Origin of the sequence: Afipia sp. DC4300-2b1 (genome assembly GCF_049895725.1) — a bacterium.
In the GTDB taxonomy this organism is placed as follows: domain Bacteria; phylum Pseudomonadota; class Alphaproteobacteria; order Rhizobiales; family Xanthobacteraceae; genus Afipia; species Afipia broomeae.
Genome location: NZ_JAFCSX010000005.1, coordinates 189,472 through 203,307 on the forward strand (window position 1 = coordinate 189,472; position 13,836 = coordinate 203,307).

The 13,836-nt window shown below is 62.6% G+C and carries 16 protein-coding genes; 9 read left to right on the forward strand and 7 right to left on the reverse strand.

The annotated features are described in order from the left end of the window. Positions 1 to 58: 58 nt before the first annotated feature. From ACP7AL_RS20505 to ACP7AL_RS20520, 4 genes are all read right to left on the reverse strand, one after another. Positions 59 to 448: a PRC-barrel domain-containing protein gene (locus ACP7AL_RS20505; RefSeq protein WP_006020618.1), complete on the reverse strand. Its 390-nt coding sequence runs from the start codon at positions 446 to 448 to the stop codon at positions 59 to 61. A gap of 79 nt (positions 449 to 527) precedes the next feature. Further along, positions 528 to 1,772 (reverse strand): GGDEF domain-containing protein, encoded by a 1,245-nt coding sequence (locus ACP7AL_RS20510; protein ID WP_425993827.1) that lies wholly within the window; start codon positions 1,770 to 1,772, stop codon positions 528 to 530. Between the two features lie 116 nt (positions 1,773 to 1,888). Beyond that, positions 1,889 to 3,412 (reverse strand): AMP-binding protein, encoded by a 1,524-nt coding sequence (locus ACP7AL_RS20515; protein ID WP_425994451.1) that lies wholly within the window; start codon positions 3,410 to 3,412, stop codon positions 1,889 to 1,891. Positions 3,413 to 3,448: 36 nt separating this feature from the next. Further along, the gene (locus tag ACP7AL_RS20520; RefSeq protein WP_425994453.1) at positions 3,449 to 5,164 is read right to left on the reverse strand and encodes an extracellular solute-binding protein; all 1,716 of its coding nucleotides are present in this window, start codon (positions 5,162 to 5,164) and stop codon (positions 3,449 to 3,451) included. Between the two features lie 403 nt (positions 5,165 to 5,567). Between ACP7AL_RS20520 and ACP7AL_RS20525 the strand changes: the two genes are divergently transcribed. Continuing rightward, the gene (locus ACP7AL_RS20525; RefSeq protein ID WP_006020614.1) at positions 5,568 to 6,368 is read left to right on the forward strand and encodes an invasion associated locus B family protein; all 801 of its coding nucleotides are present in this window, start codon (positions 5,568 to 5,570) and stop codon (positions 6,366 to 6,368) included. A 128-nt stretch (positions 6,369 to 6,496) separates the two neighbouring features. Beyond that, positions 6,497 to 6,697 carry a hypothetical protein gene (locus tag ACP7AL_RS20530; protein WP_006020613.1) on the forward strand — a complete coding sequence of 67 codons (201 nt, stop codon included), beginning with the start codon at positions 6,497 to 6,499 and terminating at the stop codon, positions 6,695 to 6,697. Between the two features lie 14 nt (positions 6,698 to 6,711). On the opposite strand, the gene hspQ is transcribed toward ACP7AL_RS20530, so the two are convergent. Next, entirely contained in the window at positions 6,712 to 7,044 is a 333-nt protein-coding gene (gene hspQ, locus ACP7AL_RS20535; protein ID WP_006020612.1) for a heat shock protein HspQ, read from the reverse strand. A gap of 124 nt (positions 7,045 to 7,168) precedes the next feature. Between hspQ and ACP7AL_RS20540 the strand changes: the two genes are divergently transcribed. Then, positions 7,169 to 8,119 carry an AEC family transporter gene (locus ACP7AL_RS20540; protein WP_425993833.1) on the forward strand — a complete coding sequence of 317 codons (951 nt, stop codon included), beginning with the start codon at positions 7,169 to 7,171 and terminating at the stop codon, positions 8,117 to 8,119. Positions 8,120 to 8,122: 3 nt separating this feature from the next. On the opposite strand, the gene ACP7AL_RS20545 is transcribed toward ACP7AL_RS20540, so the two are convergent. Further along, complete coding sequence (locus tag ACP7AL_RS20545) at positions 8,123 to 8,296, reverse strand: DUF1328 domain-containing protein (RefSeq protein WP_006020610.1); 174 nt, start codon at positions 8,294 to 8,296, stop codon at positions 8,123 to 8,125. Positions 8,297 to 8,414: 118 nt separating this feature from the next. Here ACP7AL_RS20545 and ACP7AL_RS20550 point away from each other — a divergent pair, with 118 nt between their 5' ends. The 3 genes from ACP7AL_RS20550 (at position 8,415) to ACP7AL_RS20560 (ending at position 9,865) form a co-directional block, all read left to right on the forward strand. After that, a complete protein-coding gene (locus ACP7AL_RS20550; protein ID WP_425993835.1) occupies positions 8,415 to 8,720 on the forward strand; it encodes a hypothetical protein in 306 nt (101 codons plus the stop codon). A 128-nt stretch (positions 8,721 to 8,848) separates the two neighbouring features. Further along, the gene (locus ACP7AL_RS20555) at positions 8,849 to 9,526 is read left to right on the forward strand and encodes a nitroreductase (protein ID WP_006020608.1); all 678 of its coding nucleotides are present in this window, start codon (positions 8,849 to 8,851) and stop codon (positions 9,524 to 9,526) included. 117 nt (positions 9,527 to 9,643) lie between these two features. Continuing rightward, complete coding sequence (locus ACP7AL_RS20560; RefSeq protein ID WP_006020607.1) at positions 9,644 to 9,865, forward strand: hypothetical protein; 222 nt, start codon at positions 9,644 to 9,646, stop codon at positions 9,863 to 9,865. 19 nt (positions 9,866 to 9,884) lie between these two features. Here ACP7AL_RS20560 and ACP7AL_RS20565 read toward each other — a convergent pair whose 3' ends face one another. After that, positions 9,885 to 11,081: a UbiH/UbiF family hydroxylase gene (locus ACP7AL_RS20565; RefSeq protein ID WP_425993838.1), complete on the reverse strand. Its 1,197-nt coding sequence runs from the start codon at positions 11,079 to 11,081 to the stop codon at positions 9,885 to 9,887. Positions 11,082 to 11,237: 156 nt separating this feature from the next. On the opposite strand from ACP7AL_RS20565, the gene pcsA reads away from it, so the two are divergent. From pcsA to ACP7AL_RS20580, 3 genes are all read left to right on the forward strand, one after another. After that, the gene (gene pcsA, locus ACP7AL_RS20570; protein ID WP_024919294.1) at positions 11,238 to 11,972 is read left to right on the forward strand and encodes a phosphatidylcholine synthase; all 735 of its coding nucleotides are present in this window, start codon (positions 11,238 to 11,240) and stop codon (positions 11,970 to 11,972) included. Beyond that, on the forward strand, positions 11,969 to 12,706 hold the full coding sequence (locus tag ACP7AL_RS20575; protein WP_006020604.1) for a TerC family protein: 738 nt from the start codon (positions 11,969 to 11,971) through the stop codon (positions 12,704 to 12,706). The genes pcsA and ACP7AL_RS20575 overlap by 4 nt, the downstream gene beginning before the upstream one ends. Before the next feature lie 89 nt (positions 12,707 to 12,795). Then, positions 12,796 to 13,770: a quinone oxidoreductase family protein gene (locus ACP7AL_RS20580; RefSeq protein WP_006020603.1), complete on the forward strand. Its 975-nt coding sequence runs from the start codon at positions 12,796 to 12,798 to the stop codon at positions 13,768 to 13,770. The last annotated feature ends 66 nt before the right edge of the window (positions 13,771 to 13,836 follow it).

The following is a 13,836-nucleotide window of genomic DNA, read 5'->3' on the forward strand; positions in this document are numbered from 1 at the left end:
TGGATTGCTTCGTCGCAAATGCTCCTCGCAATGACGAAGAGCTATCTGGCAGGAACCGTTACTTCGGATACTTGAACTCAGGCGCTGCCTTCAGCGCCTCCTTGGTGGTGTTCATCTTCGCAGTCCAGGTGTCCTTGTCCTTGTTGTAGCTCACACGTACGGACGAGGGCGACACAGCGACGTAATGCTCGCCGACGCCGAGGAACCCGCCGACGGACAGGATCATGGCCTGAATCTGCTCGCCCTTGCCGATGGCAAGATCGGTGATTTCGCCGACCTTTTCATCCTTCTGGTTGTAGACGTTCAGACCCTTGAGCTTCGAGCTGAACATCTCGTCCTTCGCGACGGTCGAGAATTTGGCTTCAGCGGGAGCAGTTCCGCTGGTCTGGGCGAGTGCCGGACCGGCGAGAACGGCCAGCGACGCGGCGACGAGTGCAATCTTCTTCATGGTATCCTCCAAAGGGAATAGAGGCTCACCAATGCAAAGCCGGTGCGATTGTTCCTGACGATATCGAAAGTAAAATTCTTTAGGACGCGACCCGGTGTGCCTCGGCCCGAAGCCTGCGGAGAATCGCGGCCGCCGTGTCACCGGGCATCAGCGTCGCCAGCGTCACCTGCGGATCGAGCCGCTGGTCGCGTTTGGTGCTGTACATGGTGTGCTTCAGAACGCTGGTCAGCCGCCGCGCGATGGCGTGTGCGTTGCGCAGGTCGGTTTCGGCGAAGACGACAACGATTGCGCCTTCTTCGTCCAGCGTCGCGAAATCCATCCGCCGCATCAGCCGGCTGAGTATCCGCGCGGCGTCGAGGCGCATGCGTTCGGAGATCGAACCGTGCGCGAAGGTGATGCGGGCGACGGACAATCCTGCGCCGCGCGTCTGGGTGTCGGTCACGGCAGTCTCGAAATCGCGGGTGAAGGCGTCTTCGTTGAGCAATCCGGTGCGCGGATCGAGCAGGCCGCCGACATCGATCGATTTCAGCGCGCGCCCGATGCGGGACTCGAACGCCTGTTGCCGGATCAGCGGAACGGCGTGGGCCGCGACCGTTTGCGGATCGCCGTTGGAGATTTCAAGATTGGGCAGGTCGTAGCCCGTGGTCAGCCCCGATCCGCTTCCGACCAGAACCGGAAGATTGCGGAACCGGGAATCTTCCGACAGCACAGTCAGAAAGGCGTCGAGCACGCGCAGCGTGAAACCGTCACCGATGATGATGCCGTCGAGCTCGCGTGCATTGAGATGCTTGGCGGCAGCCTCGATGCTGAGCGCGCCGACGACGCCCATCTGTTCGCCGAGCGCGACCGACAGGGCGGGATACCCCGCGCCGCGTCCGATCAGCAGGACCGTCGCATCGTTGATCGGATCGCTCGTCGGCATACGGGTGGACGTGGAACGGTCATTGGCCATGCGGCGCAGCAGCGTGACGTGCAGGGCGCGCACGCGCAACGCAGCGTTGAGACGGCTGACCAGCCGCTCGGCGTTGTGGCCGGTTTGCGTGAACGGGAGAACATTTTGCGGCAACACGTTGCCGGGATCGACGGCGATGACTGGTACGTAGGGATCAGCCTGCGCGGCCTGTTTTGCCAGATGCGCCAATGCGGCCTCGTGACCGCCGGTATCCGCGGCAAGCACGGCCGCCGGCCGCAGCCTTGCGACGGCGTCGGCTGCGTCAGCCCAGGAGACATCCACCAGCGGAAACGTCTTCACCTGCGCGATCGCGTCGGCGAGGGTCCGGCCTTCCCGATTTGAGACAGTGACGATCGGGCCTTGCTGTGACATAGCGTAGTGACTCACAGAAACCGTGGAACAGCGCCGCAAACTGAGCGGACCCGCGAACCGTCACCCTAGGCCGCGGCTGTTAATGGCAGGTCAATACGACCGATGAAACGGCGGACTCAGGTTCCGCTGGACCGGTCGCGAAACGCATCGACCATGAGCGGATTAAGTCCAAGCTGGCCAAGCGCTTCGCGCGCGCGGCGGTTGTCGCCGGCGCGTCCGGCGAGGCGAAAGCCGTTGAGTTGATCAGGCAATGCGGTCAGCATCGCGCCAGCCGCGAGCCGCTTCGCCCATGACTCAAGATCCTGCGCGAGAAAGCGATAGCCGCCGACGCCGACGAGACCGACAGGCGGTGCGGTGATGCCGATGGCACCTGTCGTGCGATCAAGATGCGCAGCGTATCCTGTATCGACGTAGTCGGGAGCGGCAGTCTCCACAAGAGACTCTCCCGGCGCTGGACGATAGGCTGCGACCGGCACCATCGTTCCGCGCAGCGCGAGCGTCGCCTTCGGCGTGACGATGATCTCGCCGATGGCTTTCGAACTTGCCGCACCACGTGGTGCGCTGAACGATCCGGGCTTGATGGGCACGGGCGAACCATCGCTGAGACGGCGCGCGGCGAACAATCCGGCCTCGCCGAACAGGTAGACGTCTGTGAGCGTTGTGCCGGTGTCTTGCCAGTCCTCGCTCGCCATCACGCGGTCCGGCGTGCGCCACAGGCCGACGACATTCCTGATCGCAACCTGGGGCCGCGCGAGCGTGCCGCTCTCCGCCAGACGGATCGCAAGCAGGGCAGGCGCGATCAGGGTGTCATGACGCTCGTCGACGATCTGTTGTTCGAGAACCTGCAAATCAGCTGGGTGATGCAGCGCGAGCGATCCACCGCTCAGGAGCCAGGTCACCACGGACGAGACGCAACCGGCGAACGAGGCCGGCGCAATGGCGGACAACAGTCGCGCGCCCTGCGGGAGGCCCGCTTCGAGAAAAATCGCAAGACCGCCGGAAATCAACTGCAGATGGTTGCGCGGGATCGCGCGAAGTCCGTCCGCCGTGACGTCGAACGTAACGATCGCCGGTCTGCGCGCATCCGGCGCCGCGGGCGGCAGCCAGCCGTTCATGCCGCTCGTTGTGATTTCAAGCGGCGACATGCCTTCGGGCAGATCGTTGCCGAAGCCGAACACATGGCGGATCGAAAAGGCTTCAACGGCTGCGTTCAATGCCAGTTCGGCATGATCGACGATCTCGATGCGGCTGACGCCGACAATGGCACGCGCACCGATCCGGTTCAGCGCCCCGGTCAGTTCCGATTGCCGCCAGAGCTGCGGCAGCAATGCCGCCACCAGACCGGCACGAAGCGCCGCCAGTACCGTCAGCGCGAACTCGACGGTGTTCGGCATCTGCAAGGCGATGATCGAGCCCGGGGGCAACCCTGCCTCGACAAAACGTGCGGCGATGGCTGAGACCGCCTGATCAGCCTGCGCGAAGGTCAATTTCTGCGGCTGGGTGCCGGTGACGCGATGCTTGTTCGGCGGATCGATCAACGCAATGGCATCGGGCTGACGCAGCACCGTGCGCCGGAACAGATCGTCGAGCGTCAGCGGCGCGCCGGACGAGGTCGCTGCTGAGGTCGGTGCGGTCTGCAAGGTCTCGCTCACTGCGTTACTGTATCGATCTTGGGCTTACGGCGCTTTCGTGCCCGGCTTGGACCACCACGTCTCCGGCAGAAAGCCCGAGACCGCGGTCACCCTTGGCCGTTCTATCCGATTCCACCGTGCGAGCCATTGCTGCTGTACGTTATAAAGCGGGATAGCGTAGAAGCCCGAGATCAGCGCCCTGTCGAGGGCGCGGACGGCGGACACGAAGGCGGTTTGCTCGCGCTCCTTGAGCAGCGCGGCGATCATGGCGTCGACGGCTGGGGATTTCGCGCCCATGTAGTTGCGGGTGCCCTGATTGTCGGCAGCGGCGCTGCCCCAGTAGAAAGCCTGTTCGTTGCCCGGCGAGAGCGACTGGTCCCAGCGGTTCTGGATCATGTCGAAATCGAAGGCGAGCCGGCGCTGGTCGAACTGCACGCCGTCCACCGCGCGCACCGACACATCGATACCGGCGCGCTTGAGATCGCGGGAATAGGCCAGCGCGATGCGCTCCTGATCGCGGGTGGTGACCAGGATCTCGAATGTCAGCGGCTTGCGGCTGGCTTTCTGCCGCAGCACTGTTCCATCGAGCTGGTATCCGGCTTGCGCCAGCAATGTGAGTGCCGCGCGCAGCGACACCCGGTCGCGGCCGGACGCATCGGTGACCGGCAGGCGATAGCTGCCGTCCATGATGTCGGGGCGGATGCTGGCGGCGTAAGGCGCAAGCAGTGTCTTTTCGCGTGCGTCCGCCGGACGGGTATAGGCGGAGAGTTCGGACCCTGCGAAGAAGCCCGCAGAGCGCGCGTACAGGTCGAAGAAGTAGTTGCGGTTGATCCACTCAAAGTCGAACAGCAGTGTAAGCGCCTGCCGCACGCGGATGTCCGCGAACACGGGGCGGCGCGTGTTGAAGATCAGATACTCCGACGGCTGCGGTGTGCCGGGCTTGACCGTATCCCGCACCACTTCGCCGTTGCGGGCCGCCGCGAAATCGTAACCCTCGTGCCAGCGGAGCGGCTCGTTCTCGATCCGGAAATCGTAGAGGCCGCGCTTGAACGCTTCAAACGCGCCGTTGGCTTCGCGGTAATAGTCCAGACGGACCTCGTCGAAATTCCACACACCGCGGTTGATCGGCAGGTCGCGGCCCCAATAGTCCGGGTTGCGCGTCAACGTTACACTCTGACCGGCGCGGACGACGGTGACCCGGTAGGGCCCCGAGCCGATCAGGCCGGTGAGGGACGTCTCCTCGAAGGTCGCTGTATCGATGGCATGCTTCGGGAAGACCGGCATCAGACCGAGGATCAGCGGCAATTCGCGGTCTTTCGCGCCGCCGAAATCGAACCGCACGGTGCGCTCATCCAGCGCTTCGGCCTTTTCGATCTTTGCGTAGTAGAGGCGGTGATTGGGGCGGCCCTTGTCGCGCATCAATTGCCACGAGAACAGCACGTCAGCGGCCAGCACCGGCTTGCCGTCCGAGAACCGCGCCAGCGGATTGAGCCGGAACGTGACGTAGGTCCGGTCGTTGTCGGTCTCGACCGTCTGTGCGAGCAGGCCGTACAGCGTGAACGGCTCGTCGTGGCCGCGCGCCAACAGGCTTTCGGTCACGTAGCCGCGGACTTGCTGAACCGCGATGCCTTTGACGATAAATGGATTGAGGCTGTCGAACGCGCCGAGCAGGCCGAAGATGATCCGGCCGCCTTTAGGGGCGTCGGGATTGACGTACGGCATCTGCGCGAAGTTCGCAGGCAGGGCGGGGGTCCCGTGCATGGCGATACCGTGGAGCGGAACCGGCGCGTGGCGTTCCGGTTGAGCACTTGGCTGGGCCTGGACCTGCGTTGCCGTCAGTCCCGTCCAGACCAAGGCCACGCAGCGGAGTTTCCGCGCCCAGCTTTGACCGCTGCGGCGCACCGCGGATGGCACCCGGTTTGATTCGGCTGACTTCACGCGAAAATTTACCACGTCTGGCCACGATAATGCGGGTTGCAACCCGCAAATATCACTGTTGGCATTGATCTTTTCGTCCGCCGTTGTATTGAAGGCGGGCTATTCGAGGGAGGCTGCGGGCACTGTCACGTATCCGCCTCAATTGGCTCCGAGACAGCCGCCGAACAAACAGGCGTCCGGGCCCCGAGCGGGAGCGGGCGTTAAGGTTCAGAAAGGGTTTTCCACAATGAATTTCCGTATCTTGGCCGCGCAGGCCTCGCCGCGCGGCCGGGTGTTCGCCGCTTTGACCGCCGGCGCCTTTTTGGCTGCTGCTACCATTACCGGCACCCAGGCTCAGACACCCGCGCCAGCGCCCGGCGCTCCGGCTCCGAAGGCCGCTGCGCCCAAGGCTGCTCCGAAGGCTGCGCCGAAAGCCCCGGCTCCCGCTGCCCAGCAGCAGGCTCCCGCCGCCAACGGTGCTCCGCAGCAGCCTCCTGCCGACCAGCAGGTCCAGTTGATCTATCAGCCCTGGACCAAGTTCTGCATGAAGGGCCAGGACGCCAACGCCAAGCAGGTGTGTTTCACCGGCAAGGACGGCCGCATCGAGTCCGGGCAGCCTGTCGTCGCCGCCGTGATCATCGAGCCGGAAGGCGAGCCGAAGAAGCTGCTTCGCGTCACCCTGCCGCTCGGCATGCAGCTCGTGCACGGCACCCGCATCATCGTCGACGCCAATGCGCCGCTGCAGAGCCCGTACGTGATCTGCTTCGCCAACGGCTGTATGTCGGACTACGAAGTGACCCCGGACCTTCTCGGCCAGATGAAGAAGGGCCAGAACCTGGTCGTGCAGGCGATCAATGCCAACGGCGCGCCGCTGACGCTGGCGCTTCCGCTTGCCGAATTCCCCAAGGCTTACGACGGTCCGCCGACCGATCCGAAGGTCTTCGAAGAGACCCAGAAGAAGTTGCAGGAAGAGCTTCAGAAGCGCGCGGCGGAAGCCCGCCAGAAGCTGGAAAACGCGGCTCCGCCCGCCAATCCCGCCGCGAAGTAACGCGGTCTTTCGCAGACGAACAAAGGGCGCGCAGCAATGCGCGCCTTTTTTGTTGGCTACGGAACGGGCATAGTTCCCTGCGCGTTGCAGAATGAGCGATGCATTGCGCACCGCCACAGGAGAACTTCATGTCCGACTACAGTGCACTCTCGCTTTCCGAACTCGAAGACCGCATCGCCATCGTGCGGGACAATATCCGGCAACTGATCGAGCAGGCGGCGGCTGTGTCCGGCGGTCAGAACGAGGAGCGCAATGCCGATCGCATCGCGCAGCAGACCGAGGAGCTTGAAGCGCTGGTGAAGGAGAGGGATGGGCGGAAGCGGGGCTAGGCCGAAGCCAACCGTCAGTTCAGTGACGGATTGCGGGGACGATAGCTGCCGGACTTGTCCTTGACGAAGATTTCGGCGACCTGCGAATGGCGGATCGGCTCACCTGACTCGTCAGGCAGCAGGTTCTGTTCCGACACGTACGCGACGTACTCGGATTCCGAATTCTCGGCCAGCAAGTGGTAGAACGGCTGGTCCTTGTGGGGCCGCATCTCTTCCGGAATCGAAAGCCACCATTCTTCCGTGTTGTTGAATTCCGGATCGATATCGTAAATCACGCCCCGGAACGAAAAAATCCGGTGGCGGACGATCTGGCCGATCTGAAACTTGGCGGTGCGTGCTTTAATCATCCTCCGTCGAATAGACCATGATTGTGGCCGATGCTAGGGGTTTACGCCTGAATCGGGCGGGTGAGGGTCTCCTCTGCGCCGCAGTCGGTTCTCTGGTGCCGCGCGGCATAATAAGCGTATCCCAATGATCGATATTCTGAATCTCGCCCTTCCGTATTTCGGGCTGATCTTCATCGGCTACGCCTGCGGGAAGTACAAACGCCTGCCGGAAGCCGGCCTGGAGTGGATGAATTTTTTCCTGCTCTACGTGTCGCTGCCGGCGCTGTTCTTTAGAACGCTTGCAAGGACCCCGTTCGAGCAACTGAACAATCCGCCGTTCGTGATCGCCACCACGCTGGCGACCGCGAGCGCTTTCTTCCTGTCGATGTTCGGCACGAAATTCATCGCAAAGCTGTCGACGCGCGAGTCTGCGATGGCGGGCCTCGGCGGCGGCTATGGCAACATCGGCTATATGGGACCGGGACTGGCGCTCGCGACGCTCGGCGCAAAGGCCGCAGCACCCGTGGCCCTGATCTTCTGCTTCGACACCATCTTTCTGTTCACCACGGTGCCGCTGCTGATGGTGCTGACCGACGGCGAGCGCCGGCCCGTACTGCCGACCATCGCCCTCGTGGTCAAACAAATTCTGCTGCATCCGCTCATCATTGCATCCTATTTCGGCGTGCTGGTCGCGGCATTCCATGTTCCGGTACCCGTGGCGCTGGACAACACGTTTCAGTTTCTGCAAAGCGCCGCGGCGCCCGTCGCGCTGTTCGCGCTTGGCGTAACCGTGGCGCTGCGGCCGTTCGAGCGGGTGCCATGGGAAGTGCCGGGTGTCATCGCGGTCAAGCTGATCCTGCACCCGCTGATCGTGCTCGGGCTTCTGCTGCTGCTCGGTCCGTTCCCGATGGAGTGGGCGGCGACCGCGCTGTTGCTGGCCTCATTGCCGCCGGCGCTCAACGTGTTCGTGATCGCGCGCCAGTACGACACCTGGATCGAACCGGCCTCGACGCTGGTCCTGATCGGCACGTTCGTGTCCGTGGTGACACTCACCAGCGTGATGTGGATGATCAAGAACGGCGTGATATTTCAGTGAGCATCACGCTCGAAAGATCGTGAAACCGAGTATCAGCAGGATCAGGAAGATCACGCCGAAGATGTAGAACAGCACGCGTGCGATGTCGGCCGACGCGGCTGAAATGCCGGTGAAACCGAAGACACCTGCGACGACGGAGATCAGGAAGAAGATCAAAGCCCATTTCAGAATTGACATGACGAGGTCCTTGAAGCGTTACGTTCCGACAACCGGCAACGAAACTTCAGGTTCCATGATTGCGGAACATCTTTGCGATCCGCCGATTGACTGCTGAGTTCAGACATCGGAGGTCGTAATGAGATTGATCGCAGTTGTATTGGTGCTGGCGCAGGTCGGCGGCGGCACCGCTGTTCTCGCGCAAGCATCAGGCGGAGTTGGCGGTGGTTCCGGCGGATCAACCGGTGCATCGTCGCCCGGCGCAGCAAGCGGCGGATCGCTCGGCACCAGCGCAGGTTCGCCCGGCACAAACTCGCTGGGCACGGCGGCGCCGTCAGGATCTGGCACGACAGGTTCGGCCGCGACGGGCACCGGCGATCCTCAGGTCGACAAGAAAGACAGGGACGTCGACAAGAAGGTGAAAAGCATCTGCAAGGGATGTTGAGGCCGGTTTGCGCAGGCGGTTTCCGCGCCGGGCATACCGCCTATGTGCCACATCCTGCGTCTTGCTTGACGGCTGCTGAACCGCAAGTAATGAAGTTCCTTCAATCACCACCAGGGAATTTCAGGCCAATGCAGTTCGATGACGTTATCCTCGGCAGGCGGAGCATTCGCGGCTATAAACCGGATCCTGTGCCGAGAAAACTGATTGAGGAAATCATCAATCTGGCGATGCGGGCTCCGTCGTCGATGAATACCCAGCCCTGGAATTTCTACGTCGTCACCGGCGAGCCGCTCAATCGAATCCGGGCCGGAAATACCGAGAGAATGCTGGCAGGCGTACCGCAGTCGCGCGAATTCCGGACAGGCCAAGCATTCTCAGGCGCGCACCGCGACCGGCAGGTTGGCGTCGCCAAGCAATTGTTCTCCGCAATGGGGATCGCACGCGATGACAAGGATATGCGCCAGGACTGGGTTCTGCGCGGATTCCGTCAGTTCGACGCGCCTGTCTGCATCATCGTGACTTACGATCGCGTGCTGGACGGCAGCGACGATACGCCGTTCGATTGCGGCGCGGTGGCGACCGCCCTGGTCAATGCCGCCTGGTCTCGCGGACTGGGAGCTGTGATCAATAGCCAGGGCATCATGCAGTCACCGGTGGTCCGTGAGCATGCCGGTATAGCCGACGATCAAATCATCATGAAAAGCATCGCATTGGGATGGCCGGATGAAACTTTCCCGGCAAATGCGGTGGTGTCTGAGCGAAAGTCAGTCGAAGAAGCCACGGTGTTCGTGGGCTTCGACAGCTAACCCCTGACGCTCCCGCCGGGACGGCGATAGTCCGTCGCGGCGCGTACGGCCGAAGACATCGGCGCCCCGTAACCGCCGCGGCTGTGATAGGCTGCGGCGGAACGCAGGAGCGCTCCAATGACGATTAATCATCCCAATGCCAAAAGCATCCGGACGACGATTGAAATCGACAAGGACGGTGTGGAGACGGTGCTGGTTGTCGAAACCGATCTCGAACTGAATGCTGCGGCTCCGGCTTTTGATGTTGCCAAGGTCGATGCGTTGATCGAAGCCGCGATGAAGAGTTTCGCCGCCAGCGGCGGAACGATCGATCGCGTTCATCTGGTGCCGGTCCGGTAAGGCCGATACCTCGCGGCCACTACCGTCCGCGCCACGACGGCGATAAGCCCTCGCGCATTGCGAGCCGGCGGAGCGGGCCGACCGAATTCAGCATATGCATGCCGGCGGCGCGAAGCGATTGCGCCGGCAGGAAATCGCTGAGCAGCGTGCGGTTCGCCATGTCCACCGCGAAGGTCCGGCTGAAGACATCGGCGCGCCGTGCGCGGGCGTAGCGTTGCAGCACTGCGTCATCGCCGGGATCGGTACCCGTCAAGAGTGCATCCCGCGCGATCTCCGCCAGATCGGCAGCATCGCGAAGTCCCATATTGAGACCCTGTGCGCCGATCGGCGGCAGCACATGCGCGGCTTCGCCGACCAGCGCGATGCGTTTCGCTGCGAGATGATCGGGGTTCTCGATCGCCAGGGGAAACACATGACGGCCCGGGGCGACGGTGAGTTTTCCAAGGATCGAATGCGATTGCTTCTCGGCGGCGATCGCGAGCGCCTGGTCATCGAGGCTCTTCAGCCGCTCGGCCTCGTCCGGCTTCAGCACCCAGACGATGCTGGATCTCTCGCCGGGTAGGGGGACGAAAACGCACGGGCCGGACTCGGTGTGAAATTCAGTCGAGCAGTTTCCGTGCGGACGTGTGTGGGTCACGTTCAGGGTCAGCGCCGACTGGCCAAGGTCGCGGCGCTTGACGCCGATGCCCGCGGCCTCCCGGCAGAGCGAATGCCGGCCGTCCGCACCGGCCACCAGAGCCGCGGTGAGCGTCTGGCCTTGTTTCGTCGTGATCGCGATTGACGATTCGCCGGTAGCGATGGTCTCTGCTTCGTCATCGATACGAACGAGGTTCGGCAATTCGGCCGCGCGCGCTTCCATCGCGACCATCAGCAAACGATTCTCGATGTTGTAGCCGAACGCCTCCATGCCGATCTCATCCGACGAGAACTTCACCTCCGGCGAGCGGATCAGGCGTCGCGTGTCGTCCACCAGACGCATGGTGCGCAGCGCGGCCGCGTCATCGCAGCAGCGCCGCCAGACGTCCAGCGATTGCAGGAAATCCACCGAGCCGCCGAGCAGGGCGGTCGTTCGGTTGTCGGCATAGGGCGAGCGCCGCGCGATCAGGGCTGTGTCGACGCCGGCCTGGGCCAGCGCGATGGCTGCGGCGAGCCCGGCAGGTCCGCCGCCCACAACGGCGGTGTGATAGTTTTGCGATGCAGGTCGGGTTTCGGTCATCGGGTATCTATCGCCGGAATTTTCCGGCGTCACAATGGATTTCGGGTTGTCTTCCTAAGGGGCATTTTAGGCAAATCCGGTTCGCGCTTTGTCACAAAGTAAGGAGGCAACACCGGATATGCAAAATGCCGGGAATCCTGTTAGTCACGTGAACACATGAGCGCGCCCAGCCCGCAGGACCAGCCCCCGTTTCCCGCCAGAATGCGCATGCGCGCGTTCGGGGTTCATATATTCACCGCGCTGGGCGGCGCGGTCGCGCTGATCGCCATGCTGGAGGCGGTGAGGGAACACTGGGCCGGGATGTTCGGCTGGCTGGGGCTGGCGCTGCTGATCGACGGTCTCGACGGGCCGCTGGCGCGGCGGCTCAATGTCGGCGACGTGCTGCCGAACTGGTCCGGTGACACGCTCGATCTGGTCGTGGATTTTCTGACCTACGTGTTCGTTCCCGCCTATGCAATCACCGCCAGCGGCTTGCTGATACCGCTGGCGACATATGTGCTTGGCGCGGCCATCGTCATTTCCGGTGCGCTGTATTTTTCCGACCGGCGGATGAAGACCGACGACAATCACTTCCGCGGTTTCCCGGCGCTGTGGAATGCAGCAGCGTTTTACCTGTTCCTGCTCAAGCCTCCGGCGGCAGTCGGCAGCATCGCGCTCGCCATTCTGGTCGCGCTGACCTTCGTGCCGTTCAATGTGATGCATCCGCTGCGGACCACCCGGTTCCGCGAGCTAAACATCGCGTTGCTGGTCATCTGGGCGGTACTGGCAGTGATCGCGATCGCCGCCAATTTCGAGGTGTCGTGGTGGGTCACAGCCGGGCTGTGCGCCATCGGCGCATACATTCTTCTGAGTGACGTGTTGATCAGACTGTTTGGTGGAAACCGCACATGATGGAATTATTGACGAGCCCCGAAGCCTGGGCCGCGCTGCTGACACTCACCGCGCTTGAAATCGTGCTCGGGATCGACAACGTGATCTTCCTGTCGGTGATCGTCTCGCGCATTCCGCCCGAACAGGCAGAGCGCGCCCGCAAGATCGGTCTCGCGCTTGCGCTGATCTTCCGGATCGCGCTGCTGAGCATCCTGGTCTGGCTGATCGGTCTTACCCAGCCGGTGATCACTGTCGGCAAGTTCGCACTGTCGTGGCGCGACATTATCCTCATCGTCGGCGGCCTGTTCCTGATCGCCAAGGCGACCCATGAAATTCATGCCGAGGTTGAAGCCAAGGAGGTCGAGGAAACCGCCAAGGCCACACCCAGCGCGTTTTTCTGGGTCATCATCCAGATCATCATTATCGATCTGGTGTTCTCGATCGATTCCATCATCACCGCGATCGGTATGGTGGACGATATCAAGATCATGGTCGCCGCTGTCATCATCGCCGTCGGCGTGATGTACGTCTCGTCCGGGCCTGTTGCCGCGTTCGTGAAGGAGCACCCGACGACAAAGATGCTGGCGCTTGCATTCCTGGTGCTGATCGGCGTTGCGCTGGTCGCTGACGGATTCCACTTCCACATTCCGCGCGCGTTTATCTATGTGGCAATCTGTTTCTCGGCGGCAGTCGAGTTCTTCAACATTCTCGCCAAGCGCAACCGCAAGAAGCGGACGAGCCTGCAAAAGGGCTGATCGGACGCGGCTTTGGTCCGCGTTGACAATTTGCTGCCGATGGACTTGGCTCCCGGTTGAGATTGCTTGAGAAAAGGCCGGGAGAAACCATGACCAAGGCTGTGCGCGTCCACCAGGTGGGCGGTCCGGAAGTGATGATCTACGAGGACGTCGAGGTGCCTCCGCCCGGTCCTGGCGAGGTCCGCATCCGCCAGCACGCCATCGGCCTGAACTTCATCGACACGTATTACCGTACCGGTCTTTATAAAGCGCCGGGCCTGCCGTTCGTTGTCGGCAACGAGGCCTCCGGCGAAGTGATCTCCGCAGGGCCGGGCGTGACCAATTTTCACCCCGGCGACCGCGTGGCGTACTACTTCAATCTCGGCGGCTACGCGACCGAGCGCAACATTCCCGCCGACAAGCTGGTGAAGCTGCCGGACCACATCTCGCACGAGCAGGCGGCGGTGCTGATGCTCAAGGGACTGACGGTCTGGTACCTGCTGCACAAAACCTTCAAGGTCGAGCCCGGCCATCGCGTGCTGATCCACGCCGCAGCCGGCGGCATCGGTCTGCTCGCATGCCAGTGGGCCAAGGCGCTGGGCGCGAATGTCATCGGCACTGTCGGCACCGAGGAGAAGGCGAAGCTGGCGCTGTCCAACGGCTGCGATCACGTCATTCTCTACAAGCAGGAAGATTTTGCTGAGCGCGTGAAGCAGATCAGCCGCGGCGAATTGTGCGACGTGGTCTATGACGGCGTCGGCAAGGACACGTTCGCCGGATCGCTGAAGTCACTCAGGAAGCGAGGCCTGTTCGTGTCGTTCGGTAACGCGTCGGGACCGGTTCCGCCGTTCTCCATCGCCGAGTTGAACAATCATGGCTCGCTGTTCGCGACACGGCCGAAGCTGAACGATTATGTCGGGACGCGCAAGGAACTGATGGAGGGGGCGGATACGCTGTTCGCGGCGGTCATCAGCGGCACGCTGCATGTGCCGATCAATCATGCTTACGCACTGAAGGATGCGCAGAAGGCGCATCGCGATCTCGAGAGCCGCGTCACGACGGGATCGGGGATTTTGAAGCCGTAAATTATCGCGGTCATTCCGGGGCGCGCTCTTCGCGCGAACCCGGAATCCCGAAGAGTTCATCGGAAA

What these genes read in the sequence shown, in the direction of transcription:
- ACP7AL_RS20505 (WP_006020618.1), bottom strand. Translation starts at nt 448, where the DNA reads ATGAAGAAGATTGCACTCGTCGCCGCGTCGCTGGCCGTTCTCGCCGGT.
- ACP7AL_RS20510 (WP_425993827.1), bottom strand. Translation starts at nt 1,772, where the DNA reads ATGTCACAGCAAGGCCCGATCGTCACTGTCTCAAATCGGGAAGGCCGG.
- ACP7AL_RS20520 (WP_425994453.1), bottom strand. Translation starts at nt 5,164, where the DNA reads ATGCACGGGACCCCCGCCCTGCCTGCGAACTTCGCGCAGATGCCGTAC.
- ACP7AL_RS20525 (WP_006020614.1), top strand. Translation starts at nt 5,568, where the DNA reads ATGAATTTCCGTATCTTGGCCGCGCAGGCCTCGCCGCGCGGCCGGGTG.
- ACP7AL_RS20530 (WP_006020613.1), top strand. Translation starts at nt 6,497, where the DNA reads ATGTCCGACTACAGTGCACTCTCGCTTTCCGAACTCGAAGACCGCATC.
- hspQ (WP_006020612.1), bottom strand. Translation starts at nt 7,044, where the DNA reads ATGATTAAAGCACGCACCGCCAAGTTTCAGATCGGCCAGATCGTCCGC.
- ACP7AL_RS20540 (WP_425993833.1), top strand. Translation starts at nt 7,169, where the DNA reads ATGATCGATATTCTGAATCTCGCCCTTCCGTATTTCGGGCTGATCTTC.
- ACP7AL_RS20545 (WP_006020610.1), bottom strand. Translation starts at nt 8,296, where the DNA reads ATGTCAATTCTGAAATGGGCTTTGATCTTCTTCCTGATCTCCGTCGTC.
- ACP7AL_RS20550 (WP_425993835.1), top strand. Translation starts at nt 8,415, where the DNA reads ATGAGATTGATCGCAGTTGTATTGGTGCTGGCGCAGGTCGGCGGCGGC.
- ACP7AL_RS20555 (WP_006020608.1), top strand. Translation starts at nt 8,849, where the DNA reads ATGCAGTTCGATGACGTTATCCTCGGCAGGCGGAGCATTCGCGGCTAT.
- ACP7AL_RS20560 (WP_006020607.1), top strand. Translation starts at nt 9,644, where the DNA reads ATGACGATTAATCATCCCAATGCCAAAAGCATCCGGACGACGATTGAA.
- ACP7AL_RS20565 (WP_425993838.1), bottom strand. Translation starts at nt 11,081, where the DNA reads ATGACCGAAACCCGACCTGCATCGCAAAACTATCACACCGCCGTTGTG.
- pcsA (WP_024919294.1), top strand. Translation starts at nt 11,238, where the DNA reads ATGAGCGCGCCCAGCCCGCAGGACCAGCCCCCGTTTCCCGCCAGAATG.
- ACP7AL_RS20575 (WP_006020604.1), top strand. Translation starts at nt 11,969, where the DNA reads ATGATGGAATTATTGACGAGCCCCGAAGCCTGGGCCGCGCTGCTGACA.
- ACP7AL_RS20580 (WP_006020603.1), top strand. Translation starts at nt 12,796, where the DNA reads ATGACCAAGGCTGTGCGCGTCCACCAGGTGGGCGGTCCGGAAGTGATG.